A 25,786-nucleotide genomic window follows, 5' to 3' on the forward strand; every position below is an offset into this window, starting at 1 on the left:
TGTCTCCTCAAATAGCCCAGGACACAGGGGAGTTCACCACAGAGCGGGTGCCGTGACGACGGCTACGTGCCGACGAGACGCGAACGGGTCAGGAAACGTACCCCTTCGGGTGCCTCCAGCGAGAAGCCGCTGCCCCTGCCTTCGACCACGTCCACGATCAGCCGGGTGTGGCTCCACACCTCGTTCTGACTCCGCGACATCCAGAACGTGACCGGCTCCTCGACCCCCTCGACGGCCAGCGAGGCGAGCAGGACGTCGGAGTCGCCGGTCCTGAATTCGCCCTCCGGGTAGCACATGGGCGCGCTGCCGTCGCAGCAGCCTCCGGACTGATGGAACATCAGCGGACCGTGGACGGCTCGCAGTCGTCGCAGCAGCTCGGCCGCTGCGGGTGTCAGCTCCACGCGTGGGGCGGAAGAGGGCACTGTCCATCACTCCTCGTCGCTATGGGCGTACCGGATCAGGTCGTGACCGCTGCGGCGGACACTACCGAGTCGGCGCACACGCGTCAGCGCCCCGTCGGGAGATCGCTGCGTATGACACCGAGGCTGGTTGATTGATTCACCTTGGGGTTATGTTTTGGTGGCTTGCATCATCCGATCGGAGGACAGCCGCCGTGATCCACACCGTGCTCGCCGCGTACGACGGTTCCGCGCTGCCCGTCGACCTGGACGAAGCCGCCCACCGCTGCCTCGTCGCGGGCTTCGACGGAACCGCGAGCGTCCCCCACACCCTCAAGCGGCTCATCGACCGGGGTCTCGGCGGCGTCATCCTCTTCACCCGCAACGTGCGCGACGCCGAGCAGGTGCGCCGGCTCACCGACGAGCTGCGGGCCATACGCCCCGACCTGCTCGTGGCCATCGACAACGAGGGCGGCGGCATCGGCCACCTGGTGGGCGCGGGCGCTCCCGACGGCCCCGGGAACTTCGCCCTCGGTGTCGTCGACGACACGGAGCTCACCGCCCGCTGCGCCGACACGCTGGCAGGGCATCTCGCCACCCTCGGCATCACCGCCTCGTACGCCCCGGTCGCCGACCTCCAGCACCACCCGGACAACCCGATCGTGCGCACCCGGTCCTTCGGCGGCGACCCCGGGCTAGCCGGACGCCATCTGCGGGCCTGGATCACCGCCACCGAGGCGCGCGGTATCGCCTCCTGCGCCAAGCACTTCCCCGGCCACGGCGGCACGGTCACCGACAGCCACCACGACACGGCCGTCGACCCGCGGTCGTACGAGGAGCTCCTGCCCGACCTCGAGGCGTTCCGCGAGGCCGTCGCCGCGGGCGTGCCGATGCTGATGAGCGCCCATGTCGTCTTCCAGGCGCTCGACCCCAACCGCCCGGCGACGCTGAGCCGCCGCATCCTGCGCGATCTGCTCCGCGACGAGCTCGGCTTCGACGGGGTCCTGGTCAGCGACGCGCTGGAGATGAAGGCGATCGCCGACCGTTACGGCGAGGCGGCGGGAGCCCGCATCGCGCTCGCCGCGGGTGCCGACCAGGTGATCGTCGCGGTACCCGACCTGGAGACCACCCTCGCCTGCCGGGACGCGGTACTCGGCGCGCTGCGCGCCGGCGTGCTGCCCGAGGAACGGGTGCTGGAGGCCGCGGGGCGCGTGGGGCGGCTCCTCGAGCGGTACGCGGATCCTGTCGACCCGGGCACGGTCGCCGGCTGGGACACCGGGGCCGGACAGGAGGCGGCGCGCCGGGCCGTGCGCGGCCGGCCCGCGCCGGCGCCCGTGACCGGAGCCCACGTCGTCGACCTGTTCCCGCCGCCGCACCCCGCGCTCAACTGGGGCGGCGAGGACCTGCTCACCGAACTGCGCGCCGTCGATCCCACGGCCTCGGGAACAGCGGTCACCGGAGAGCCGTCGGAGCCGGCGGCCCTCGTCGCCGGGATCCTGCGGTGGGCGGAGGGCTCGCCACTGGTCATCGCCACCTGCGACGCGGGCCTGCACCCCTGGCAGGACCGCTTCCGATCGGCCCTCCTCGCCCGGCGGCCGGACGCCGTCCGGGTCTCCACCGGGCTGCCGGAGGACGGGGACAGCCTCTGCTCGTACGGGCGGGGCCGGGTCAACCTGCGGGCGGCGGCGGAGGTACTGGCGGGCCGCTGAGCCCCGGCCCTCCCACTGCCGCACCCGGTCCGCTCTCGGGCGCTCCACCGCCCGTCTTCCTGCCGTCCCGTGTGTCGTGTTCCGACCGCTCCGTCGCGTTCACGTGTCGCGTACGAGCTCCGTGATGCCCCGGGCCGCGAGGTGCGTGGCATCGTCCGCCCGGGAGGCCAGGACCACGGCCGGGCGCACGCCCCGCTCGCGCAGACGCATCCAGGCCTCGAAGAACCTGCCGCCCGGGCCCGAGACCGACCGGGTGGCGGGGGTGCAGTCGAGTACCAGGGCCGTGTGACGCTGCCCGGGCCGGGGTGCGGCCCGAACCTCGGCGACGGCCTCGGAGAACGCGGCGGCGATCGGTTTGGCGCGGCCGGCGGAGTCGAAGAGGCCCAGCGTGTACTCCAGTTCCGGGTAGTCGGCCAGCGAGCGGTCCACGTCGTGCGAGCACCACCAGGTCACGCCCCACAGCCCCGCGCACCCGGCGGCGTTCAGCACGGTCGCGCGGGCGAACCCCGGGGCGTCGGCGGCCGGGATGTGAGGCTCTGGCGCGCCGGTCTCCTGCACCCAGACGGGCCGTGCCGTGTCCTCGGCGTACGCCGTGGCCAGCTCCACGCCGTACTCGGCCAGGTGCAGGACCTCGGTGGAGCGGGGGCCGTAGCGGCGCGCGCAGTCGCCGGAGAAGACCCACGGGTGCACGGTGGTCAGATCCCCCTTGCGGGCCGAGGCCTCGGGGGTGAACGGGTGGTCGTCGCCGTACCAGGCCGCGTCGTACGCGGAGTGGGTGACCAGGTGGCGGGGCGCTGTGGCGCTCGCGCCGGTGGTGGTGAGACCGTCCCGGGCGGCCGCGAGCAGCGTGTCGAGGTAGTGGTCCACCTCGCCGGCCGTCACCGGGTTGTGCTCGACCAGGTTGTTGAGCTCGTTGCCGAGCTGGAGGCCGATGAGGTGGGGCCGGCCGGCGAGCGCACGGCCGAGGACGCGCAGCAGCTCCGCCTGGGCCTCGACGGCGTCGGGATCCGTGAACACGTTGCGGTGGTGCCAGCCGCGGGTCCACTCCGGATAGAAGTCGAAGCTCGACAGATGGCCCTGCACGCCGTCCACGAGGACGTCGAGACCCGCCTCGGCCGCCAGGTCGACGAGCCGCACGAGCTGATCGACCGCTGTGGTGCGGATGAGGGTGCGGTTGGGCTGGAGGAGCGGCCAGAGGTGGAAGACGCGCACGTGGTCGAGGCCAAGCCCGGCTATCCGGGCCAGGTCCTCACGGGCGTGGGCCGGATCGAAGTCGTGCCAGGAGTGGAACCAGCCACGGCGGGGTGTGTAGTTCACGCCGAAGCGGGGTGCGGACGCGGGTGAAGCGCTGATGGAGTCCTCCTCGGAGTCCCGGCTGGGGGAGTGCGAACGCTGAAGGAGTGGGAGGGGAAGGGGGCGGGGGCGGAAAAGGGTGGAATCCCGTCCCGACGCGCGGTCGGGGCTTGTTCTCGGCGAATGTATCAACCACCATGGTCGGCGATGAACAATGATTTGAACCAGGATCTGGCTCAGGATCTCGTGGTGGGCCTGGACGCCGGCGGCACCCGTACCCGAGCCGTCCTGGCAGCCGCCGCGGACGGCCGTGTGCTCCGCGAGGGCGCCGCCGGGCCCGGCAACGCCCTCACCGTCCCGGTGCCGCGGCTCACCGACCACCTGGCCGAAGCCATTGCCGGGGCGGTGCCGGAGCGGGCGCGGGCGCGGGTCGTCGCCGTGGCCGGAGGCTTCGCGGGCGCCGCGCAGACCTCTCCCGACGAGCCAGGACGCCTCAACGCCCTGGCCGCGCTCACCGCCGCGCTGCGGCGCCTGGGCATCGCGCCCGGCTCGATCGGCGTCAGCAGCGACATCGAGGCGGCCTTCGCCTCCGCTCCCGGGGCGCCGGCCGACGGTCTGGCCCTGGTGGCCGGCACCGGCGCGGTCGCGATCCGTATCAGGGACCGCCGCTGTTGCGTCACCGTCGACGGCGACGGCTGGCTGCTCGGGGACGACGGCAGCGGATTCTGGATCGGCCGCAGCGCGGTACGGGCGGCGCTGCGCATGGCGGACGGACGCGGCGCCCCCACCGCGCTGGCCGACATGGTCGGCCGGGCACTGGAGGTGCCGCCGGAGGCCCGCCCACCTGCGGAACGCGCCGCCGACCCCACCCCCGCCGACCCCGCCCGTGACACCGAGGGCGAAGACGCCCACGGCGACGCGGAGCGCAGTGCTCCCGGCCACGCCGCCGCCGTTCACGGCGAGGGCGGCCTGGGCGAAGGCGCCCGTGCGGAGGGTGGCGTCCGCGCCGGGGACCGCCGCACCGACGGCTGCCGCGCTGAAGACAGACCCGGCGCCGGCCGAGCCAGGCGGATTCCGGTGGAGCCGGTGTGGGCGCGTGACCGGCGTGAGGCGTACCGCATGCATCTGCTGCCCGCCGTCATGGCCGGGCCGCCGATCCTTCTCGCCCGGCTCGCCCCGCTGGTGGCCGAGGCCGCCCGGGCCGGGGACCCCGTCGCGGAGGCGATTCTCGAAGAGGCGGTGGACCATCTGCTGGACACCGTCCGCGCTCTGGAGCCCCGCCCCGGCGAGCCCCTGGTCGCCACCGGCGGACTGCTCGGCCCGGACGGGCCGCTGACGGTCCCCCTGAGCGAGCGCCTCCGGGAGCTCGGCCTGCGGCTCGACTGGGTCGCGGACGGCTGCCGGGGCGCCGTGGCCCTCGCCCGGCTGGGGCACGGCCGCCCGGCACCCTCAGCTCCGGCCACCTGACCGGCCCCGTCCTCCCGCCCGCACCCGCGGAACCCGCAACGAGCCCCACCGGCGGCCGGCACGGCACCGGCAGCACGGCTTGAACGCCGCCGCCCGCGCCTCGGGGAGCGTCGGCGCGTTGTCGATGGCCCAGCCCGCGCCGTAGTGGTTGACCATGTACGCGGTCAGCAGCCCGCGTCCCGACGGCGCGATCCATGAGAACTCGGCCGGGAACTGCATCCGCTTCGGGTCACGGGGTTCCTCGCCGAAGACGGAGAGAGTGGGGCCCCACTGGTGGTAGGGGCCGCGCGCCCACGAGCTGGAGGTCAGACCCGCGTCGGCCATCAGGCCCGGGAACTGCGGATCGTGCCCGAAGGCGTCCAGCTGCCAGGCCGTCTCGGGCGAGGCCCCCATGACGCCGCGCTGGAAACCGTCCCCGTGGACGGCGTTGCGGATGGTGGCCTCGGCGCCGGTGAGGTTGGTGTTCGGCTCGTTGTAGGTGCCGCCCATGATCTCGACACGGCCGGTGCGCAGCAACTCCCGCAGAAAGGCGCGCTCCTCCGGGAAGGAGTCCCAGTACGGCTTGAGGTAGTCGACCTCCGCCAGCACGAAGGTGTACGCCGGATCGCGCCGCGCGAGATCGCAGTGGGCGCGCACGAGACTCATCCCGGACTGGCCGCGGGAGTCGAAGGTACGGGCCGGCAGGCCCGTGACGGCCGGGTCGTCGGCGACGTCCCAGGTCTCGGTGTACGCGGCCTGGGTGTTCCACCAGACGGGGTCGTAGTGGAAGTGGCTGACCATGAACATGGTCCAGCCGGTCTCGGCCGCGGTGAACTCGTCGGTGTGCACGGCGACTTGAGAGGCGTCGCGCTCGTCGGTCGCGGTCACCGTGATGGTGCGGCGCTCGCCGGGGGCCAGACTGCTGAGTACGGGTGTCTCGGCGCGCACGGTGCCGTCGTCGGCCGCCGTGGCGCGGGTCTCTCCGGCGACGCCGGGGCCCTCGACCGTGAGGCGGACGGTCCGGCCGGGGGAGTGGCCCAGTTCGACGGCCACCACCTGGTGCGGCTGCTCGGCGGTTCCGACGAAGAGCTCGGTCGACTCGACAGAGATCACACGCATGGGGCTCCTACGAGGGTGCTCGGCGGAGCCCCATCGTGGCACCGAGAGGATGATTCAAACAACCATCCATCGAGCTTCTCGGTGGTTCATCCATACATTCCCGGTGGGCCTAGCGCGTGCGGCGGGTCTTCACCGCGTGCTGTCCGGCGATGTGGTCGGTCAGGGCCAGTGAGGCACTGGCCCGGGTGTACGACAGCTGGGCCACCCGCACGTAGAGGCAGTCGATGAGCACCAGGACGGAGTGCCGGGCGCCGATGCTGCCGGTGCGGAAACTCGTCTCCGAGGAGGAGGAGACGAGACGGATGTCCGCGGTCCGGGCGAGCGGCGACTTCGGGTCCGCCGTGAGTGCCACGGTGGTGGCGCCGCGCTCCTTGGCGACCTCGAAGGGCTCGATGGTCTCTCGGGTCGCCCCGGAGTGCGAGATGCCGATGGCGACGTCCGCCGGGGTGAGCAGCGCCGCCGACGTGGTCGCGGCGTGCACCTCGGTCCAGCCGCGGACCGAGCAGCCGATGCGGAACAGCCGGGTCTCGGTCTCCTGGGCCACCGCGCCGCTGCCGCCGACTCCGTAGACGTCGATACGGCGGGCGCGGGCGACGGCCTGGGCCGCCCGCTCCAGTGCGTCGAGGTCGATCCGGTCGATCGTCTGCTGGACCGCGCGCAGGTCCGCGCTGCCGACGACGGTGACGACCCGCTCCAGGTCGTCGTCCGGGGAGATGTCGGGGCCGATCTCCGCGCTGCCCCAGTCGGAGACCTCGCCGCGGCCGCGCTCCTGGGCCAGTTCGATCAGCAGATGCTGGTACGAGTCGAGGCCGATGGCGCGGCAGAACCGGGTCACCGTGGCCTGCGAGGTGCCGGTGCGGCGCCCGAGCTCGGCGGCGGAGGAGTGGGTGACGGCCGCGGGATCCTCCAGGATCAGCTCGCCCACCTTCCGCAGCGAGCCGGCCAGCCGGGGCAGCTCCGTGCGGATCAGCGAGGTGACGTCCGTCGGGGGCATTCCGTTGCCGGCGCCGGTCCGTTCCATGGGATTCCCGATCTCCTCGGTGGTGCCTGCAGTGCAGCTGCGAATGTATCAGCCACCGACCGTCCCGCAGATTGAATATCAGGACCGAAAGGCCCGTCACGCCCAGCCGCGGCAAGGGCGCGGAGGAGCCCCGTTGCCCGACGTTCGTGGCCTATGGTTTATTCATTCAAGCAAGCTCATGGAGAATGGTGGTTTCATCCACCGGTGGGGAGTGCCGCGTGACCGTCGACTCTGTGAACGCGGGCGGATACGCACGCCAGGGCCTGGACGTCCTGGACCGTATCGCCGCGTCCTCCCGGGACGCGGTGGGCCGGGCCGCCGAACTGCTGGCCCGGTGCGTGCGCACGGACGGCGTCATCCAGGCGTTCGGCACCGGGCACTCCCAGGCCCTCGTCCTCGAACTCGCCGGACGCGCCGGGGGGCTGGTCCCCACCAACCGGCTGAGCATCGCCGACCTCGTCCTGTACGGCGGCGACGACCCGAGCGTCCTGGACGACCCGCTCCTGGAGCGCAGGCCGGGCGTCGCCGAACGGCTCTACGACCTCGCCGGGCCGCAACCGGCGGACCTGTTCGTCATCATCTCCAACTCCGGCGTCAACAACGTCATCGTGGAGATGGCGCTGCGGGCCAAGGAGCGGGGCCACCAGGTCCTCGCCATCACCTCGCTGGCCCACACACGGGCCGTCCCCGCCTCCCACCCCAGCGGGAAGAAGCTCGCCGACATCGCCGACGTCGTCCTGGACAACGCCGCTCCGCGGGGCGACGCCCTCCTCGAACTCCCCGGCGGCGGTGCCGTCTGCGCCCTGTCCACCCTCACCGGGGTGATGCTCGTCCAGATGACCGTCGCCGACACGGCCGCGCGGCTGCTCGCCGACGGACTGCGACCGCCCGTCTACGTCTCCGCCAACGTGCCCGGCGGCTTCGAGGGCAACCTGGAACTGGAGACGAGGTACGCGGGCCGCATCCGGCGTACGGCCAGTTGACACGTGCCGACGGCAGCGCGCGCCGGGTCCGCTGAGCGCCCCGGCGCGCGCCGCGCTCAGAGAGCCCCGGTTCCGGGCGCCGCCGCGGCCACGGGTGTCTCCTCCAGCGGGAAGTGGCAGGCCGCCGTGTGGTGCGGCGCCGCGAGGGGCGCCGCGGGGACGGCCTCGGCGCAGATGTCCTCCGCACGCCAGCACCGCGTTCTGAAACGGCAGCCGGACGGCGGGTCGGCCGGGGACGGGATCTCACCGGTGAGCAGGATGCGCTCCCGCTTCGCCCCGCGCCCGGCCGCGAGCGACGGGGCCGCCGACAGGAGAGCCGCCGTATAGGGGTGCCGGGGCCGTTCGAAGAGATCCTCCGCCGGGCCCGTCTCCACGATCTTGCCGAGGTACATCACGGCGACGCGGTCGGCGACGTGCCGCACCACGGACAGGTCGTGCGAGATGAACACGTACGACAGGCCCAGCTCGTCCCGCAGATCGCCCAGCAGGTTGAGCACCTGCGCCTGGACGGACAGGTCCAGCGCGGAGACCGGCTCGTCGCAGACGATGACCTCGGGTTCCAGGGCGAGGGCGCGGGCGATGCCGATCCGCTGCCGCTGCCCGCCGGAGAACTCCTGGGGATGGCGGCGCGCGTCGGAGGCGCGCAGCCCCACCATCTCCAGCAGTTCGGCCACGCGCGCCGCCCGCTTCGGGGCGGGCACCAGGTCGCGATGGGTGCGCCACGGCTCGCCGATCAGGTCCGCCGCGCACAGCCGCGGATTGAGCGAGCCGAACGGGTCCTGGAAGACCATCTGCACCTTGCGCCGCCAGGCGAGCAGCTTCGCCCCCGACAGCGAGAACGGGTCCACTCCGTCGAACCGTACGGTTCCCTCGTCGGGCCTCTCCAGCATCAGCAGGACCCGGGCGAGCGTGGTCTTGCCGCAGCCGGACTCGCCGACCAGGCCCAGTGTCTCGCCGCGGCCGAGGGTCAGGTCCACGCCCGCGAGGGCCCGCAGTCCGGTGCTGCCCTTCGCGGTACGCGGCACCGGGAAGGTCTTGGCCAGGCCGGTGGCCTCCAGCATGGGTGTTCCGGGCTCAGGCATCGGCCAGTTCCTTCGCGAAGTGGCAGGCGGCGGCGCGTCCGGCTCCGGTGCCGGCCAGTTCGGGCCGGTGGGTGGCGCACAGGTCGCGGGCCATCGGGCAGCGCAGCCGGAAGGCGCAGCCGGAGGGCACGGAGCGTGGGTCGGGCGGGTTCCCGGGTATGGAGCTCAGCCGGGAACCCTTGTGCTGCTCGGCCGGTACCGACTCCAACAGGCCCCGGGTGTACGGGTGGTTGGGCTTGCCGAACACCTCGCCCACCGGGCCGGTCTCCACGACCGTGCCCGCGTACATGACGGCGACCCGGTCCGCGTGCTCCGCGACGAGTCCGAGGTCGTGGGTGATGAGGACCAGGGCCATCCGCTGCTCGCCGCGCAGTTCGCGCAGCAGGTCCATGATCTGGGCCTGCACGGTGACGTCCAGCGCCGTGGTGGGCTCGTCGGCGAGCAGCACCTTCGGCCGCAGGGCGACCGCCATGGCGATCAGCAGCCGCTGGCGCATGCCGCCGGAGAACTGGTGCGGGTAGGCGTCGGCGCGCGAGGACGCCTCCGGGATGCCGACCCGCTCCATCAGCTCGACCGCCCTGGCCTTCGCGGCGCGCCGGGACATCTTCTCGTGGATGCGGAACGGCTCCGCGAGCTGCGCCCCGACCGTCTGGACCGGGTTGAGCGCGCTGAGCGCGTCCTGGAAGACGATGGCCAGACCGGGGCCGGCCAGCTTGCGCCTGGCCCGGGCACCCAGCGCCAGCAGGTCCTCACCCTCCAGCCGGGCCTGCCCGCCCACGACCTGGGCGGCCGGGTCGAGCAGCCCCGCGACGGCGTGGGCGGTCATGCTCTTGCCGCATCCTGACTCGCCCAGCAGCGCCAGCGTCTCCCCGGACCGCACGGCGAAGCTCACCCCGCGCACGACGGGAACGGACCCGGCGGGGGTACGGATGTCGACCGACAGGGCGTCGACGGCGAGGGTGTCGTCCTGCGCGCCGGTGGCGGTCCCGTCGGCCCCTTCACGGGGGCGGGGAACCGTGTGGACGGCCGCGGCGGGCCCGACGTCGGCGGCCGTGGGGGCGGCGGGGCCGGCATCCGGACCGTGGTGGGCACCCGGGGCTGCGGACTCAGGGGCGTGGACGGCACCCGTGCCCTCGGTCGCCGGGCGGCCGCGCGGCCCTCCGCGGCGGCCACCGCGTCGCAGGCCGTGCCGCCAGCGCTGGCCCGGGTCGGTCGACAGCCGGGCCCAGGCGGCGAGGACGGTCGCCGACACGGTGGTCATGACGATGGCGAGGCCCGGGAAGACCGCGATCCACCAGGAGCTCTGCAACTCCTGCCGCCCCTGCGCCACCATCAGCCCCCAGCTCACGTCCGGCGGCTGGATGCCGATGCCGAGGAAGCTCAGCGAGGACTCGGTCAGCATCACGAAGCAGAAGTCGAGCGCGGCGACGGTGAGCAGGGTGGGCAGCACCGTGGGGGCGACGTGGCGACGGATGACCGCCCAGCTCCCGGTGCCGAAGGTGCGTGCCGCGTCCATGAACAGGCGGCTGCGCAGTTCGGCGGACTCGGCCCGCGCGGTGCGCAGGTACACGGGGATCCGGGCGACGGCCAGGACCAGCACGATGTTGGCGGCGCTCGGCGAGAAGACGTACAGCACGACCACGGCCAGCAGGAGGGAGGGGAAGCTGAGGATCACGTCGGCGATCCGCAGGGACACGTTTTCGCGCCGGCCGCCGTGATAGCCCGCCCACATGCCCCAGACCGAGCCGATGACGAGTGAGCAGAGCACGGCGGGCACCGCCACGGACAGGGTGGTCCCGGCCGCTGTGATCAGCCGGGCGGCCACGGGGCGGCCCAGGGAGTCGCTGCCGAGCACGAAGGCCCAGCCGTGGTCGAGGGTGAACGGCGACCGGCCGGGATCGCGCAGGTTCTGCTGCGTCGCCAGGTCACCGACGAGCAGCGGGCCCAGGACGGCGCACACCCCGACGGCCAGCAGGACCAGAGCCGCCGCGCAGGCGAACCTGTCCTGGAGGAGCAGGGCGAGCCACTTCCGCCGGGCCGTCACCCGGCCGGTGCCGGGACCCGCGTCGCTGTCGTGGTCCGCGTCCTTGAGGACGGTGTTCTTACGGTGCATGTCTCTTCCTTGACTCACGCCGCCGCCCGCTGCCGGACCCGCGGGTCGAGGATCGCGTGGCAGACGTCCACGAGGATGTTGAGAGCGAAGATCACGAGGGCGGTCAGCAGGACGGCGGCCTGCAGCACCGCGAAGTCACGCTGAAGCACCGAGTCGATCATGAGCTTGCCGATGCCGGGCCAGCCGAAGATGGTCTCGACGACGACGGCCCCGTTGACCAGTCCGACGGCGAGGTCCCCCGCGACGGTGAGCGCGGGGGCGGCCGCGTTGCGCAGGGCGTGCCCGAAGACCACCCGCGACTCGCGGGCGCCCTTGCTGCGGGCCACCTTCACGTAGGGGGCGGAGAGCGCGGAGACCATGGCGCCGCGCACGACCTGCACCAGCACGCCGAACGGGCGGACGAGCAGCGTGGCCACGGGCAGCACCCACGCCGCCGCGCTGTCGGTGCCGGACGTGGGGAGCCAGCCCAGTGTCACCGCGAAGATCAGGACGCCCATGATGGCGAACCAGAAGTCGGGGATGCTGGCGGCCGTCGAGGAGAGGAAGCTCGCGACGCGGTCCGTCGCCGAGTTCGGGCGGTACGCGGCCAGGCTGCCGATCACCACGGCACCCACGACGGCGAGCAGCATCGTCCATCCGGCGAGCTGAAGCGTGGCGGGAAAGGCCCGCAGCACCGTCTCGCTCGCCGACTGCGCGGTGCGCAGCGACTCGCCGAAGTCGAGGTGGGCGACCTGGACCAGGTAGTCGCCGAACTGGGTGAGCAGCGGCTGGTCGAAACCGTTGCGGGCGGCGAACTCGTCCCTCATCTCGGGTGTCGCGCTGAGAGGGAGATACAGGTTGGACGGGTCCCCGGTGAGGCGGGCCAGGAAGAACACTCCCAGGACCACCACCAGCAGGGGGATGACGCTGGAGAGCGCACGGCGGCGCAGCATGGTGAACATCGGTCCGCTCCTCCCTCAGTCCGCGCGGCGCATGTCGGAGAGCCGCATCTCGTCGTTGGTGGCCGAGTCCGGCCGGTAGCGGACGTGCGAGGAGAGAGCGAGGATGCCGGTCATGTTGGCCATGACGGCGTCCCGTACGACCTCGTCGTTCTGGTGGGCGAACGCGTCCGCGAAGGCCTTCTGCCGCTTGTCGCCGGACGCCAGCTGAGCCCGTGTCGTCAGGGCGTCGAGTTCGGACGTCCCGTAGCTGCTCTGCGCGCCCTTGCTGCCGTAGATCTGGCCCATCGTGAAGGCCGCGTCCCCCGCCTGGTTGCCGTGCTGTGCCTGAAGGAGGGTGGGGCCGATTCCCTTGGGGAAGGGGCGCAGCAGGTACTCCAGCCACGCGTTGACGTCCAGCATCTTGATCTCGACCTTCAGCCCGGCCTTGATCAGGCCGTCCTGCACCACCTCCATGGCCTCGGCGGCCTTCGGGTAGATGCCGTTGCGGCCGATGAGGGTGATGGTGGTGCCGGTCGGTACGCCGTCCGCGCGTGCTTCGGCCACGAGAGCCTTGGCGCGCTCGGGGTCGTAGGCCCAGGGCTTGATCCGCGGGTTGTGCCCCGTGACGCCCTTCGACACGAGCTGGCCGCTCGGGCGGCCGGAGAAGACCGCCGTGACCAGACCCTCCCTGTCGATGGCGTAATTGACGGCCCGTCGGATCCGGACGTCGTCGAGCGGCGCCTTGGTGGCGTCCATCCGCAGGTACGAGACCTCGTTGGTGGTGAACTCGACCGCCCGGTCGCCCGCGCCGTCCTCCGGGGCGAGCCCGATCGCGACGTCGGCCTCGTCGTTGGTGACCATGGCCGCGCGCACGCTGCCCTCCGCCCGCCACACGTACTTGGCGGCGGCGAAGTCGGGGGCCTCGCCCCAGTAGCCGGAGAAGCGCTTGAGGCGCAGGAACCGGCCCTGGCTCCACTCGTCGATCCGGTACGGCCCGGTGCCGACCGGCTTGCGCACCCTCGCGTCGGGGTCGGTGCTGGTGGGCACGATCTCGACGAACGACAGGCGCAGCGGGAGGATCGGGTCCGGTTCGGCGGTGGTGACCTCGAGCGTCGTGTCCCCGGCGGGTGTCGCGGTGACCTTGCTGTCGGTGAAGATGTAGCCGTCGACGTTGCAGTTGAGGTCCGACTCCGTGGCGCGCTCGATGGAGAAGGCCGCGGCCTCGGCCGTGAACGCGGAGCCGTCGTGGAAGCGGACGCCCTCGCGCAGGGTGAAGGTCCACGAGGTGGGCGAGTCGCGCTTCCACTTGGTGGCCAGGGCCTGTTCCAGCCGTCCGGTGGACGGATCGCGTTCCGTGAGCGCCTCCGTGATGTTGGAGCGCGTGACCCGGCCCGTCGCGGTCAGCGAGGCGTCGCAGGGTTCGAGGGTCGGCGGCTCCTCGGGCAGGACGACACGGAGGGTGTCGGGGCCCTCGCCGATGGGGTCGGCGCCGGCCACCGAGCAGGCCGGGGCGGCCAGCAGAACGAGGGCCGACGCGAGCACGCCCGCGGTGCGTCTGCGGCGTGGACGGGTGTGGGAACGGATGCGCACTGGGCCTGGACCGATCACTGTTCTGTTCCTCCGCAAGCGCAACCAGGGACTCCGTCCACAATGGAGAACGCGGTTTAGATATGTGGACGATCATTATTGGGTGGGCCTTGTCGGAGGCGTCAAGGGGTGTGCAGCAACAAGCCGACATTCGTACGGCTGTGACGGTGCGTCTATGTATGTGAACGTGTCTGGCTTCTCCTGGGCGGTGCCCGCCTTGCCCGCTCCGTGCGCGTGACGCACGCTGGTCCCATGGGTGCGCACGACGGGCCTACGCTCATCGCGTCCGTCCAGCGAGCCTTGAGGCTGCTGGAGGCGGTGACCGCGCACGAGAACGGCGCGCCGGCGAAACAGCTCGCACGGGAGACGGGTCTGCCGCTGGCGACCGCCTACCACCTGCTGCGGACACTGGTCCACGACGGATATGTGCGGAAGCTGGAGGACGGCGGGTTCGTCCTGGGCGACAAAGTGCAGACGCTGCGCACCGCGGGCCGCGGGCAGGCGCTCCTCAGTCGCATCCGTCCCGCGCTCGCCGCGCTCCGCGACGACCTGGCGACCGCCGCCTACCTCACCTTCTACGAGGAGGGTGAGATCAGGGTCGCCGAGATCGTCGACGGCCCACGGGCCCCGCGCGTCGACCTCTGGGTGGGTTTCGAGGACGCCGGGCACGCCACGGCCCTGGGCAAGTCCGTGCTGCGCGAACTGGACGACGAGGCCCGCGAGGACTACCTCTCCCGCCACGGCCTGGCCGACCTCACGCCACGGACCATCACCAGCCGGCCGGAACTGCTCCGGCGCCTGGACTCCTCCCCGGTGGCCCCGGCCGTCACGGACCTGGAGGAGTACGCCCTCGGTACCGTCTGCGTGGCCGTGCCCGTCTACAGCGGGGACACGCTCGGCTCGCTCGGCGTCTCGCTTCCGGTGAGCCGGCTCTCCCGGCTGGAGGAGATCAGGGCGCGGCTGATCCCGGCCGCGGACCGGGTGACCCGCGGCCTCTCGCTCACTATCTGAAATCCCCCTCCTTGTGGCACCCCCGGCCCACACCGTTTCCTGGATGAAACAGGCATTTCGGGAGTACGTCCCGTAGGTGCGCCCATCCACAGACGAGGACTGCTGCCGAATGAGCCAGGCGCGACACCACGAGGGCGACCACCGGCAGGCCCGGCTGTTCCGGCACCGCGTGACCTGCCCCGGAACCCCGGCCCGCAGGCGCGCCGCCGTGCGGCTGGCCGCCGGGACGCCCGTCCTGCCCGGGCTGATCGTCTCCGTCGTCGCGCTCACCGACCTCCTCGGCGGAGCGGGCATGATCTGGCTGCCCCTCCTCGCCGCCGGACCGGCCCTGGCCGCGACCACCAACGGCCCGCGCGGCGTCCTGTGCGTGGGTCTCCTCGCCGCGGCGCTCGGCGCGACGCTCGGCATCCGCGACGGCGTCCCGGGCCGGGAACTGGCGGCCCTGCTGTGCGCCCTGGCCGCCGTCACCCTGGCGGGCGGCCTGGCCAGCGCGTTGCGCGGGCGCCGGGAACGGGTGCTCGCGGCCGTCCGCTCCGTCGCGGAGACCGCCCAGCACGCCCTGCTCAAACCCGTGCCCGCCACGGTCGGCCCGTTCCAGGTGGCCGTCCGCTACAGCGCCGCCGCGGCCGAGGCCCGTATCGGCGGGGACCTCTACGCGCTGATACCCACGCCGTACGGGGTGCGCCTGATCGTCGGCGACGTGCGCGGAAAGGGGCTGCCGGCCGTGGGGACCGCCGCGCTGGTGCTCGGTGTCTTCCGGGAGGCCGCCTACGACGAGCCCGACCTCCTCGCCGTCGTCGAGCGCATCGAGCGGAGCCTCGCACGCAATCTCGGCCACGACGACTTCGTCACCGCCGTCGTCGCCGGCTACCCGCGGGCCGGGCACGCCGACGCGGGACACCTGGAGGTCGTCAACTGCGGACACGCGCCCCCGCTGCTGGTGGACGCGGCCGGGAACGTCGTCGCGGCGGAGCCGACGCACCCGGCCCCGCCCCTCGGGCTGCGCGCCCTCACGGGCCACACCCCGGACCTGCAGGTCCTGCCCTTCGCCGACGGCGACCAACTGCTGCTCTACACCGACGGGGTGACCGAGGCCCGCGACCGGAGCCGTGCGTTCTATCCCCTCGTGGAAGGCCTGGCCCGCCACGTGTCCGACGAGCCCTCGCGCACCCTCGGCGCCATCCACGACGAACTGCTGGCGCACGTGGGCGGCCGGCTCCACGACGACGCCGCGCTGCTCCTGATCCGCAAACCGTCGGCCCGGGAAGCGATGGTTCCCGAACCGACGGTTCCCGCAGCGGCGGCTACTCGCCCGACGGTGCCGTCAGGCTGACACCGAGACCGACCGGCGCGCCGAAGTCCGGCGTGCCGTCGGCGTTCCAGGTGAACTTCTGCGCCCTGGTGCTCCGGTTCATGTCGCAGCCGCCGGAGGCCGAGCTGTTGGCGTGGTAGACCATCCAGTCCTCCGTCCCGTCGGGCGACTTGAAGAAGCCGTTGTGGCCCGGCCCGTACACACCGGCCGCGTTGGACCGCTGGAAGACCGGGTTCGGCGACTTGACCCAGGACGAGGAGCTGAGCGGGTCACCGCCGTTGTACGTGAGCATCCCCAGCTTGTAGTCGGGCGTGGAGCAGTGGCTGGCGGAGTAGACGATGAAGGTCTTCCCGCCCCGCTGGAGGACCTCGGCGCCCTCGTTGACCGCGCCGCCCACCGTCTCCCAGCCGTAGGTCGGCGTGGACAGAACCCGGCGGGTACCGCTCGCGGTCCACGGATTCGACAGTGGCCGGATGAACATCGGCTGCGAACCGTTGTAGAAGGTGCCGAGCAGATAGAGCTTGCCGTCGAGCTGGAGGATGCCCGGGTCCAGCTCCCAGGTGTTGTCCTGGGCCGGGTCGAGCAGGTCGGCCTTGAAGCTGTAGGGCCCCATCGGGTCCAGGCCGGCGCTCTCCAGCACGTGGATCCGCTGGGTGCCCAGGTCGTACGGCTCCCGCCCGGCCGTGTAGTAGAAGTACCACCGCTTTCCGTTGGGGCCGTCGAGCAGGTGGAACTCCGGGGCCCACATCGTGCCGGCGCCGTTGGGCCGGGACAGGTTGAAGATCACCTGCTCCGTGGCCGTCCTCAGACCTGCCAGGGTGTCGGCCTTGCGCATGGTGACCGTCGAGTTCCAGGTCGTGGTGGCGAGGTAGTAGTACCCGTCGTGATGGGTGAGCCAGGGGTCGGGGCCGCGCTGGGCGAGCGGGTTGCTGAACGTCCCCGGGCTCGTGCCGCCGGTGAAGCCCGGCAGCCGCCACACCCTCCCGTTCGCGGTGGCACACGGCAGTTGCACCAGGCCGGTGTTCGAGGCCGACGAACCGCCGCTCGGTGTGACGCACTTGCCGGAGCCGGTCGAGACCAGGTTGAAAGTCTTGTCCGTTCCGGTCACCGACACCGGTGCGAGCCGCCACCGCTGGTTCGTCCCGTCGTGGCAGGGCCACTGGATGATCGTGGCGTTGTCCGCCGTGGACGCGCCGGACACGTCGACGCACTGACCCGACCGCGTGGTGATCGTGTAGGTGTCGCTCGTCCCCGCGACCGGGGTGAAGCCGAGGTCCTGGTTCGCACCGGCGCCGCAGGTGGAGGCGCGCAGCTGTGTTCCGTTGGTCGTCGAACCCCCGGGAAGCTCAAGGCAGTTGCCGCCGTTCTGGTTCACCCCCGTCGAGGTGAAGGCGACGGCTGCGGCCGCGGGCGGGGGTGCCACCAGGAGGGCGACCACCATGGCGAGCACGGCGGTGAGCACGGACAGGCATCTGGAACGGGTCACTGGGGCACACCCTTCATCGCTTGGAGGTTGCCGGGGGGCCGTACACCTTGGCTTCGAGGAGCCCGACGGAGCTGCTGCCGTTGCCGGTGAGCAGCACCCGTAGTCGGGTGGTGTTCGTGGGAGTGAAGGTGACGGTGTTGTACTGGTTCTTGGCCAGTGGATAGCCGCCGGCGCCCGGCACGTCGACGTAGGCGCTGCCGTTCCAGTACTGCAGCTTCCACGAGGCGGGCATGTCGATGCCCTGGTCGTCGTCGAAGAAGTACACCTCGGCCCTGTCGAGGGCCTTCGCGGACGGCCAGGTCAGCTCGGCCCACTGCTGGCCCGTCTCCGGCCAGGTTCCCCAGCGCGGGTTCACGGTGTCGTTGGACGACGGCGGATCGATCCCGTCGTTGACCGCGGTGACGCTCTCCCAGGAGGAGGTGTACGACGCGGACGCCGTCGCGGACGTCGCCTGGTTGGCCGGTGGCTGGACGCCACCGCGGTGGTACACCTTGACCTCGGTGAGCCCCGTCCTGGCGCCCGCGGCGTTGGTCGCCAGAATCCGTATGCGCTGGGCACTGACCGCCGGGAACCGCACCAGGTTGTAGTTGGCGCGCGGCGCGGCCGGACTCTTGGTCTGACTCGGCGCGTTCACCCACGAACTGCCGTTGTGGTACTGGACGGTGTACGCGGACGGGGCCCGGTAGACGGTGCTGGCCGGGCGGCTGTCCTTGAAGTACAGGCGCACCTCGTCGAGCGTGCGGGCGCTGCCGAGGTTCAGCTCGTACCAGTCCTGGCTGTTGGCCGAGCCGCCGGCGCCCCAGAACGGCTCGTTGGTGGGAAAGCCGTCGACCGCGCCGGACGTGCTGCTGCCGGACGCGGTGTGGGAGGCGGACACGGTCGCGCCGGAGGCGAGGTTGGGGAGGTCCGCGGTCAGGTCGACGCCGGCCTTGGCGAGCATGTCGACCATCCGGGGGCTGTTCTGCACGACCTGGTTCGGGGCCTTCAGCCCGGCGACGGACGTGTGGTGGGTGACCGTGCCGCTCGTGGTGACGTCGCCGGTGGCCGGGTCCCAGGTGAAGGGCACCAGGGAGCTGACCGTCGCGGCCCGGTTGCCGTTGACGTAGATCGAGTAGCCCTCCGGGACACCGGGATAGCGGACCACGCCGTCGGCCGGGTCGTCCCAGACGATGGACAGGTCGGCGCCCCGGTAGCGGAGGTTGTTGACGGTGAAGTGGCTCCAGCCGATGTCGATCGGGGAGAGTTCGACCTTCGCGTCGTTGCGTGGGCGCAGCCCCGCGACGTCCTCGATCACGGTCCAGTTGCTGCTGCCGAGGATGTTGTGGTGGATCCAGGAGCGGTAGTCGATCCCGGTGCCGTTCCAGTCGGCCCAGAACTCGTTGGCGTCCGGCCACTGGGTGTTGCCGCCGACGTACTGCGCCCAGGTGTTCCAGTAGAGAAGCTTCTTGTAGTCGGTCGCGCTCATCGCGGAGTTGGGGTAGTTGCGCAGCACCGACGAGTAGAGGCGGAACTGCACGGTGGAGTTGATGGTGGAGAAGTTGTTGGAGCCGGGGTTCCCGGCGTCGGCCGCGGCCTTCTTGTCGGCCTGGTTGGCCGTGTAGAAGGGGAAGACCGGGTACTGGGCGGGATCGTCGTACAGGCGCAGGGCCTGCTTGTAGGCCGCGGTGTTGGGGACGGCTCCGACCGAGAACGGGTAGTAGTTGTTGATCTCCTTCCAGGGCACCCACTCGTTGGTCGACTTGAGCCGGTGCTCGAACAGCTGCCTGTTCGGGTTCCAGAGCACGTTGACGATGGCGTCCTTGATCTGCGTCGCGAGGGTGCGCATCTCGGTGGCCTTGGCCGTGTTGCCGATCGCCTCGTAGGCCTGGGCGGCGGCGAGGGCGCCGCTGTACTGGTAGGCGGACTCGGCGCGGTCCATGTTCCCGGGCTTCCAGTGGAAGGACACCGCGTCGGCGTCGTTGCCGGTCAGGGCGCCCCAGTCGTACTCGATGAGCTTGTTGTTGTCGTGGTCGTAGTGGGCGAGCTGTCCCTTGACGTCGCCCTCGGCGTAGCGGGCCAGGTTGGCGGCGATGCCCGGCTGGCCGCCGTGGATCTGGTAGCTCTTCCAGGCCGCTTCGGCGATGTACTGGGTGTAGCTGTTGGACCAGTTCTCCGGATCGCCCGGGTTGTCGAGGAAGCGGGCGCCCTTGGAGGTCTGGCCCACGCTGAGCCAGTCCCCGTACGCGTAGGCCGGGTTGCGCAGGTACTTGAGGTCGTCGATGTGCATGGGCTGGGTGAGCGCGATGGCGTTGTTGTAGCCGAGAACGCCCTCGGTCGAGGTGGGGAACTGGAAGGTCTGCCCGGGGATGTCGGCGTCGAGGCTGTTGAAGCGCATCAGCCACCAGCGGTAGTAGATGTTCTTCTTGATCGCGCCTTCGGGGACGTCGATGTAGGGCACGTTCTGCGCCCACCACAGGTTGTAGGCCCTGACGTGGGTGGCGAACGCGGTGCTGTTGGAGTAGCCCGCGTAGGCGTTGTACTCCGTCAGGGACTCGGGGATCTCGTCGGTGACGAAGCCCATCACCACCTTGGCCGTGACCGTGGCTCCGGCCGCGATCGTCACGGACCGGTTCAGCCCGCCACCGGAGACGGCGAAACCGTCGCCGGTGAGCCGCGGGCGGAGGGTGGTGAGGTTGTTGTACGCGTTGACCTGCCCGGTCAGCTCGCTGCCGCTGCCGGAGGTGGCGTGCGGGGAGGTGGCCCGCAGTTGCAGCGTGGTGGCGCCGCTGCCGTTGTTCCTGATCGACAGGTTGGTCACGGCGACGTTGTTGTCGGTGATGAACTTGGTCTGGTCGACCGTGACCGAGCCGCTGGTGTGCACGCTCTTCCAGTGGCTGGGCGTCTGCCGGCGCTGGGAGACCTGCTCGGTGAAGGTGCCGGGGGAGAGCGCCACGCTGTAGGCGTTGTTGTCGTTGACGCTCTCCCAGTAGGCGGCGTGGCCGCCGAAGCCGAGCACCGCGGGATCGTGGGTCTTCATGAAGAGCGCGCGGCCGCGGGTCATCAGCCAGGGCCCGGCAGGGTCGTTGCCGGTGCGGGCCAGCAGACGGTCCATCCAGAAGTCGGTCCCCGAGCTCTCCGCGTCGTAGATGCTCCGCATCATGTCGCCCGTCGTGTGGGCGACGGGCGGTGCCGGGATCGCGGGCCCGCTGAAGGTGGGGAAGCCGATGGTCTGCGCGGCATGGGCCGGAGCCGCGGTGACGACGGAACAGATGATGAGCACCAGTGCGACGAGAAGGCGCTTCACGACAGGGCCCTTTGGTGGCGGGCGTCCAGTCGGTCGCGGGCGCAGGTGGTTCCTGGCCCGGTTCCGCCGGCCCCGGGTGACATGAAGTGGTGCAGGGCGTGGAGGGCGTCCCTTCCCGGGGACGCCGGCCGTCGTCTTCTCATCGGAGCTCCCTGTCCGGTGGACGGCACACGCCGTCGCCCGGACGTGCCGGGAGACGGCTCGTCGACTGCCGTCGAATGTGTTGTGCTCATGACATGCAGGTGTGCGGACGTGCACGGGGAGGCGCTGGAGAGCGGGAACGGGACCTGCCGGGGAAGGAGACCCCGCGTGCCGGAGAGGCGCTGAAAGCGACCTAAAAGGTTTTCGCAACGTAGGTCCGTGCTCCGGAAGTGTCAAGAGGGATGCGCACGGCCCGGCGCGGCCCGCCCCCCTCCGCCCTCAGGACAGAGCCGCGGTGGACCCCCTGATCACCACCCGGCAGGGCAGGGTCTCCACGCCCGACCGCCGCGCCCCGGCGATCGCGCTGAACAGGGCGTGCGCGGCCGCCCTCCCCACCTGTTCGAGGTTCATGTCGACGCTGGTCAGCGGCGGGCGGGAGGCGGAGGTCAGCACCTGCCAGTTGTCGAAGCCCATCACCGCCACGTCCTCCGGCACCCGGTGGCCGCGCTCACGCAGTACGTCCATGACGCCGCGGGCGATCTGGTCGCTGCCGCACAGGACGGCGTCCACGTCCGGGTGCTGGTCGAGCAGCATCGCGGTGGCCGCCCGTCCCCAGCCCTCCGACCACACCCCGAACCGCGGTTCGCCGACCAGGCCGAGCCCGGCGTCGGCGAGGGCGGCCCGGGCACCCTCGGCCCGTTCCTGCGCCGCGAGATACCCGGGGTCCCCGGTGATGTGCGCGATGCGCGTACGGCCACAGGCGAGCAGATGACCGACCGCGATCCGGCCGGCGCCCACGCTGTCAGGGACGATGGACAGATCCGCCGGATCCTCCGACGGCGCGTACGCGTAGACGACGGGGACGGGCAGTTCGCGGCCCAGGGACGGACGCGGGTCGGTCCGGCTGCCCACCACGATGAGGCCGTCGACCCGGCGGCCGAGCAGGGCGCGGACATGGTGCTGCTCACGGATCGCGTCCCCGCGGGCGTCGCAGAGGAACACCGCCACCTCACCCGCCCCGAACGCGTCCTCGGCGCCCATGAGGATCGGGATGCCGAACCGGCCCTCCAGGTCGCTGGTGAGCAGACCGACGGTGCCCGTGCGCCCGGCGAGCAGGCCGCGCGCCAGCTGGTTGGGCCGGAACGACAGTCGCTCGGCCGCCTCGATCACCCGCTGGCGTGTCTCGGCACGCACCTGGCTGCGGCCGTTGAGGGCCTTCGACGCGGTGGCGAGGGACACGCCCGCCAGCCGGGCGACGTCGCTGAGTGTGGCGGGCCCCGAACGGGAGGGGTCGATGGCCTGTGCCATGGGGTTCTCCTGTCTCGCGTCGCGTGCCGAGGCCGTCGAGGGTGGCACGTCACGCCTGAAACGGTACGCGAGAAGTTTCGGCCGAGGTGCGGACATGACGCTTCCACAGGTTTCGGCAAGCCGCGTGAAGCCTTTCCCGACAAGGGGATTGACGGGCGATGGGCCGGGTCCTAACTTGCAGAAAGCCTTTTCGTTCTCTTTCCGTCGTGGAAGTTCGACGTCATCGTCCGAACCCCTTGTTCGACGTCGACGTTCGGCGCGCTCGTCCGATGTCGGATTCCGCCGCAGAGTTCAGTGCCACCACATCCATCGTCCCGCCGGCCGGCCCACGCCCGCCGCCGCACAAGGGGGATCGACCATGGGGAGCACGGCCGGACCACGTGGACGTACACACCGCCTCGTCACCGGTGCCATCGCGCTGCTGGCCGCCGCGAGCCTGGTCACGGCATGCGGCTCCGGGGACGACGGACCGGACGGCGGCGGGGGAGGGGGAGCGGCGGACGCCAAGGGCACCGACGACGGCGCCACGCTGACGATGTGGACGCGCGCGGCGACCCGGCCGCAGAGCGAGGCACTGGTCAAGGCGTACAACGCGAGCCACAAGAACAGGATCGAGCTGACCGTCGTCCCCACGGACGACTACCAGGCCAAGGTCGGCGCGGCCGCGGGAGCGAAGGACCTGCCCGACCTGTTCGCCTCCGACGTGGTGTTCGTCCCCAACTACACCTCCAGCGGATTGTTCGCCGACCTCACCGAACGCGTCGACGCCCTGCCCTTCGCCAAGAGCCTCGCCCAGTCGCACATCAAGGCGGGCACGTACGAGGACAAGAAGTACGTCGTGCCGCACACCCTCGACCTGTCGGTCCTCTTCTACAACAAGGACCTCTACCGGCAGGCGAAACTCGACCCCGAGAAGCCGCCCACCAGCCTGGCCGAATGGGACCGGCAGGCACGGGCCGTGGACGCGCTCGGCCAAGGCGTCAGCGGCACCTTCTTCGGCGGCAACTGCGGCGGCTGCGGCGTCTTCACCTGGTGGCCGTCGATCTGGGCCGCCGGCGACGAGGTGCTGAACAAGGACGGAACAGCGGCCGAGCTCGCCTCCGACACCGCGAAGAAGGTCTACGACACCTACCGCGGATGGGTGGACGACGACATCGTGGCCCCCGGCGCACGCGACGAGACGGGCACGACCTGGACCGGTGTCTTCCCGAAGGGGAAGGTCGGCGTGATGCCCATGCCGTCGACCACCCTGGGGCTGATGCCCAAGGACCTCGACCTCGGGGTCGCGCCCATCCCCGGGCCCGACGGCGGCAGGTCCACCTTCGTCGGCGGTGACGCCATCGGCATCTCGGCCACCAGCAGGTCGGCCGACCAGGCCTGGAACTTCCTCGCCTGGTCCCTGGGCGACAAGGCGCAGGTCGACGTGGTCGCCGCGCACAAGGACGTGGTGGCGCGCACCGACCTCGCGTCCAACAAGCACTCCGAGGCGGACCCCCGCCTGGTGACCATCAACGAACTCGTGGCCGACGGCCGCACCCCGTACGCCCTGAAGTTCGGCCAGACCTTCAACGACCCCAACGGTCCCTGGCTGAGCCTGATGCGCAACGCCGTCTTCGGCGACGGGGCGGCCCTCGACAAGGACAACGACGCGGTCAGCTCGTCACTGGCCGACTGAACGGCACCCGGCCGTGGCACCACCCCTCCCACGTCACCCGGCAGAGGAGAGCCATGCAGGTGAAGGCGGCCGACCCGGCGCCGGCCGAACCCCGGACCCGGCCACAGCGCCGGGTCCACCCGCCCCGCCCCACCCCGCCCCGGTGGCGGCCCCGCACCCTGAAGGGCCTCGCCTACGCGGCTCCCACAGCCGTGTTCGTCACGGTGTTCTTCCTGCTGCCGCTGCTGCTCGTCGCACAGATGTCACTCAGCGACTGGCCGCTCCTCGCGGGCGACCGGGGCGTCAACGCACCGGAGAACTACACCGACGCCACCGACAGCACCCTGTTCTGGCCCGCGATCCGCTTCACCCTCCTCTACACCGTGATCGTCACGGTCGTCCTCCTCGGCCTGGCCCTCGGCCTCGCCCTGCTGGTGCAGGAGGCCCGCCCCGCCGCGGGCTTCTTCCGCACGGTGTACTTCCTGCCCGGCGCCCTGGGACTCGCCTCCGCGTCCCTGCTGTTCTGGGGCCTCTACAGCCCCACCACCGGCCCCCTGAGCCGCATCCTGGAGAAGCTCGGCCTCGTCGACGACCCGGTGTCCTTCCTCGGCACACCGACCGCCGCCCTGCTGTCGACGGTCTTCCTCATCGTCTGGAAGTTCGCCGGCTTCTACATGCTGATCCTCCTCGTCGGCCTCCAGCGCATCCCCCACGAGGTGTACGAGGCGGCCCGCATGGACGGTGCGAGCCGCGGCCAGATCTTCCGCGGCATCACCCTGCCGCTGCTGCGGCCCTCCCTCGCACTGACCCTGCTGCTCTGCGTGACCGGATCCCTGCTGGCCTTCGACCAGTTCTTCATCCTCACCAAGGGCGGACCGGACAACAGCACGGTCACCGTCGTCCAGTTGATCTACCGCGAGGCCTTCCAGCGGCTGAACCTCGGTACGGCCGCCGCCCTGTCGATCATCGTGCTGGCCGTGCTGCTCCTGCTCAACGCCCTTCAGTTCCGCGGCCTGCGCCGCGCCGACGAGTCATGAGCCGTACCTCGCGAGAAGGGACACCACGGTGCTGACCCGCGCCCTCGGCAGGACGCCCTACTTCGTCGTAGCGGGCGGCCTGGCCGTCATCTTCCTCTTCCCCCTGCTGTGGAACGCCTGGGCCTCCGTCAGCGGACAGCCGGGCACCGCCCAGGAATCCGGCTACGGGCTCGGCAACTACCGCACTCTGCTCGACTACGACGCGGGTCTGTGGCGGTACCTCCTCAACAGCACCGTCGTCTCCGCGCTGACGGTCGCCCTGACCCTCGGAGTGTCCCTGCTGGGCGGCTACGCCTTCGCCCGCTTCGACTTCCCCGGCAAGAACCTGCTGTTCCTGCTCACCCTGGCCATCCTCATGGTCCCGTACGCCACCCTCCTCATCCCCCTCTACGTGCTGCTCGGCAGACTCCACCTGCAGAACTCGCTCGTCGGGCTGAGCCTGGTGCTCGCGATGTTCCAACTGCCGTTCGCCACCTTCATGATGCGGATCTCCTTCGAGGCCGTGCCCCGCGAACTGGAGGAGTCGGCGTTCGTCGACGGGTGCGGCACGGCGGGCGCCCTGCGCAGGATCCTTCTTCCGGCGGTGCGGCCGGGGCTGATCACCGTCGGGCTCTTCGCGTTCCTCGCGGCCTGGAACGACTTCATCGCCCCGCTGATCCTCATCTCGGACAGCGAGAAGGCGCCCCTGCCGCTGGCCGTCGCGAACCTTCGGCAGCAGAGCATGGGCGCCGTCGACTACGGCGCAACCGAAGCGGGTGTGGTGGTCCTCGCCGTGCCCTGCCTTCTCCTCTTCCTGCTGCTGCAACGGCACTACATGCGGGGCTTCATGTCCGGTGCGCTCAAGGGCTGAAGCACCGGACGACCTGGACGGACAACCGAAGGG

The 25,786-nt window shown here is 71.5% G+C and carries 18 protein-coding genes and 1 pseudogene; 8 read left to right on the top strand and 11 right to left on the bottom strand.

Going from position 1 to position 25,786, the window contains the following annotated elements:
• Window positions 1–62 precede the first annotated feature (62 nt).
• Window positions 63–422: a DUF779 domain-containing protein gene (locus O1Q96_RS16585; RefSeq protein ID WP_269248904.1), complete on the bottom strand. Its 360-nt coding sequence runs from the start codon at window positions 420–422 to the stop codon at window positions 63–65.
• A gap of 191 nt (window positions 423–613) precedes the next feature.
• Between O1Q96_RS16585 and O1Q96_RS16590 the strand changes: the two genes are divergently transcribed.
• Entirely contained in the window at window positions 614–2,107 is a 1,494-nt protein-coding gene (locus O1Q96_RS16590; RefSeq protein WP_269248905.1) for a glycoside hydrolase family 3 N-terminal domain-containing protein, read from the top strand.
• Between the two features lie 99 nt (window positions 2,108–2,206).
• Here O1Q96_RS16590 and O1Q96_RS16595 read toward each other — a convergent pair whose 3' ends face one another.
• Window positions 2,207–3,460, bottom strand: a complete 1,254-nt coding sequence (locus O1Q96_RS16595) for a glycoside hydrolase 5 family protein (protein WP_269253618.1) — start codon at window positions 3,458–3,460, stop codon at window positions 2,207–2,209.
• 147 nt (window positions 3,461–3,607) lie between these two features.
• On the opposite strand from O1Q96_RS16595, the gene O1Q96_RS16600 reads away from it, so the two are divergent.
• Window positions 3,608–4,867 carry an N-acetylglucosamine kinase gene (locus tag O1Q96_RS16600; protein WP_269248906.1) on the top strand — a complete coding sequence of 420 codons (1,260 nt, stop codon included), beginning with the start codon at window positions 3,608–3,610 and terminating at the stop codon, window positions 4,865–4,867.
• A gap of 78 nt (window positions 4,868–4,945) precedes the next feature.
• Here O1Q96_RS16600 and O1Q96_RS16605 read toward each other — a convergent pair.
• Window positions 4,946–5,965 (bottom strand): annotated as a pseudogene (locus O1Q96_RS16605) (glycoside hydrolase family 38 N-terminal domain-containing protein); the annotation flags it as partial.
• A gap of 109 nt (window positions 5,966–6,074) precedes the next feature.
• The gene (locus tag O1Q96_RS16610) at window positions 6,075–6,959 is read right to left on the bottom strand and encodes a MurR/RpiR family transcriptional regulator (RefSeq protein WP_269253619.1); all 885 of its coding nucleotides are present in this window, start codon (window positions 6,957–6,959) and stop codon (window positions 6,075–6,077) included.
• A gap of 245 nt (window positions 6,960–7,204) precedes the next feature.
• On the opposite strand from O1Q96_RS16610, the gene O1Q96_RS16615 reads away from it, so the two are divergent.
• Window positions 7,205–7,969: an SIS domain-containing protein gene (locus O1Q96_RS16615; RefSeq protein WP_269248907.1), complete on the top strand. Its 765-nt coding sequence runs from the start codon at window positions 7,205–7,207 to the stop codon at window positions 7,967–7,969.
• A gap of 56 nt (window positions 7,970–8,025) precedes the next feature.
• Here O1Q96_RS16615 and O1Q96_RS16620 read toward each other — a convergent pair whose 3' ends face one another.
• From O1Q96_RS16620 to O1Q96_RS16635, 4 genes are read right to left on the bottom strand one after another with little or no spacing between them, the layout of a single operon-like run.
• The gene (locus O1Q96_RS16620; RefSeq protein WP_269248908.1) at window positions 8,026–9,051 is read right to left on the bottom strand and encodes an ABC transporter ATP-binding protein; all 1,026 of its coding nucleotides are present in this window, start codon (window positions 9,049–9,051) and stop codon (window positions 8,026–8,028) included.
• Window positions 9,044–11,164 carry a dipeptide/oligopeptide/nickel ABC transporter permease/ATP-binding protein gene (locus tag O1Q96_RS16625; RefSeq protein ID WP_269248909.1) on the bottom strand — a complete coding sequence of 707 codons (2,121 nt, stop codon included), beginning with the start codon at window positions 11,162–11,164 and terminating at the stop codon, window positions 9,044–9,046. The genes O1Q96_RS16620 and O1Q96_RS16625 overlap by 8 nt, the downstream gene beginning before the upstream one ends.
• 14 nt (window positions 11,165–11,178) lie before the next feature.
• Window positions 11,179–12,105 (bottom strand): ABC transporter permease, encoded by a 927-nt coding sequence (locus tag O1Q96_RS16630; RefSeq protein WP_269248910.1) that lies wholly within the window; start codon window positions 12,103–12,105, stop codon window positions 11,179–11,181.
• Window positions 12,106–12,120: 15 nt separating this feature from the next.
• The gene (locus tag O1Q96_RS16635; RefSeq protein ID WP_269248911.1) at window positions 12,121–13,626 is read right to left on the bottom strand and encodes an ABC transporter substrate-binding protein; all 1,506 of its coding nucleotides are present in this window, start codon (window positions 13,624–13,626) and stop codon (window positions 12,121–12,123) included.
• A 297-nt stretch (window positions 13,627–13,923) separates the two neighbouring features.
• Between O1Q96_RS16635 and O1Q96_RS16640 the strand changes: the two genes are divergently transcribed.
• Both O1Q96_RS16640 and O1Q96_RS16645 read left to right on the top strand, forming a co-directional pair.
• Complete coding sequence (locus O1Q96_RS16640) at window positions 13,924–14,682, top strand: IclR family transcriptional regulator (RefSeq protein ID WP_269248912.1); 759 nt, start codon at window positions 13,924–13,926, stop codon at window positions 14,680–14,682.
• Window positions 14,683–14,791: 109 nt separating this feature from the next.
• Window positions 14,792–16,015, top strand: coding sequence for a PP2C family protein-serine/threonine phosphatase (locus O1Q96_RS16645; RefSeq protein WP_269248913.1), 1,224 nt, complete (start codon window positions 14,792–14,794; stop codon window positions 16,013–16,015).
• Here O1Q96_RS16645 and O1Q96_RS16650 read toward each other — a convergent pair.
• The 3 genes from O1Q96_RS16650 to O1Q96_RS16660 all read right to left on the bottom strand — a co-directional run bounded on the left by O1Q96_RS16650 (window position 15,987) and on the right by O1Q96_RS16660 (window position 22,212).
• Entirely contained in the window at window positions 15,987–17,480 is a 1,494-nt protein-coding gene (locus O1Q96_RS16650) for a family 43 glycosylhydrolase (RefSeq protein ID WP_269248914.1), read from the bottom strand. The genes O1Q96_RS16645 and O1Q96_RS16650 overlap by 29 nt on opposite strands.
• 13 nt (window positions 17,481–17,493) lie before the next feature.
• Window positions 17,494–20,763, bottom strand: coding sequence for a discoidin domain-containing protein (locus O1Q96_RS16655; protein WP_269248915.1), 3,270 nt, complete (start codon window positions 20,761–20,763; stop codon window positions 17,494–17,496).
• A gap of 420 nt (window positions 20,764–21,183) precedes the next feature.
• The gene (locus tag O1Q96_RS16660) at window positions 21,184–22,212 is read right to left on the bottom strand and encodes a LacI family DNA-binding transcriptional regulator (RefSeq protein ID WP_269248916.1); all 1,029 of its coding nucleotides are present in this window, start codon (window positions 22,210–22,212) and stop codon (window positions 21,184–21,186) included.
• Window positions 22,213–22,570: 358 nt separating this feature from the next.
• On the opposite strand from O1Q96_RS16660, the gene O1Q96_RS16665 reads away from it, so the two are divergent.
• The 3 genes from O1Q96_RS16665 to O1Q96_RS16675 are packed head-to-tail and all read left to right on the top strand — an operon-like array spanning window position 22,571 to window position 25,753.
• On the top strand, window positions 22,571–23,887 hold the full coding sequence (locus O1Q96_RS16665; protein WP_269248917.1) for an ABC transporter substrate-binding protein: 1,317 nt from the start codon (window positions 22,571–22,573) through the stop codon (window positions 23,885–23,887).
• A 53-nt stretch (window positions 23,888–23,940) separates the two neighbouring features.
• Window positions 23,941–24,903 (top strand): carbohydrate ABC transporter permease, encoded by a 963-nt coding sequence (locus tag O1Q96_RS16670; protein WP_269248918.1) that lies wholly within the window; start codon window positions 23,941–23,943, stop codon window positions 24,901–24,903.
• Between the two features lie 28 nt (window positions 24,904–24,931).
• Window positions 24,932–25,753, top strand: a complete 822-nt coding sequence (locus O1Q96_RS16675) for a carbohydrate ABC transporter permease (RefSeq protein ID WP_269248919.1) — start codon at window positions 24,932–24,934, stop codon at window positions 25,751–25,753.
• Window positions 25,754–25,786 lie beyond the last annotated feature (33 nt).

The organism is Streptomyces aurantiacus (assembly GCF_027107535.1).
Taxonomy (GTDB): Bacteria; Actinomycetota; Actinomycetes; order Streptomycetales; family Streptomycetaceae; genus Streptomyces.

Bases quoted from the DNA above. Each gene is read 5' to 3' on its own strand.
- O1Q96_RS16670 (WP_269248918.1), top strand. From the start codon at position 23,941: ATGCAGGTGAAGGCGGCCGACCCGGCGCCGGCCGAACCCCGGACCCGG.
- O1Q96_RS16600 (WP_269248906.1), top strand. From the start codon at position 3,608: ATGAACAATGATTTGAACCAGGATCTGGCTCAGGATCTCGTGGTGGGC.
- O1Q96_RS16640 (WP_269248912.1), top strand. From the start codon at position 13,924: ATGGGTGCGCACGACGGGCCTACGCTCATCGCGTCCGTCCAGCGAGCC.
- O1Q96_RS16660 (WP_269248916.1), bottom strand. From the start codon at position 22,212: ATGGCACAGGCCATCGACCCCTCCCGTTCGGGGCCCGCCACACTCAGC.
- O1Q96_RS16630 (WP_269248910.1), bottom strand. From the start codon at position 12,105: ATGTTCACCATGCTGCGCCGCCGTGCGCTCTCCAGCGTCATCCCCCTG.
- O1Q96_RS16625 (WP_269248909.1), bottom strand. From the start codon at position 11,164: ATGCACCGTAAGAACACCGTCCTCAAGGACGCGGACCACGACAGCGAC.
- O1Q96_RS16665 (WP_269248917.1), top strand. From the start codon at position 22,571: ATGGGGAGCACGGCCGGACCACGTGGACGTACACACCGCCTCGTCACC.
- O1Q96_RS16645 (WP_269248913.1), top strand. From the start codon at position 14,792: ATGAGCCAGGCGCGACACCACGAGGGCGACCACCGGCAGGCCCGGCTG.
- O1Q96_RS16610 (WP_269253619.1), bottom strand. From the start codon at position 6,959: ATGCCCCCGACGGACGTCACCTCGCTGATCCGCACGGAGCTGCCCCGG.
- O1Q96_RS16620 (WP_269248908.1), bottom strand. From the start codon at position 9,051: ATGCCTGAGCCCGGAACACCCATGCTGGAGGCCACCGGCCTGGCCAAG.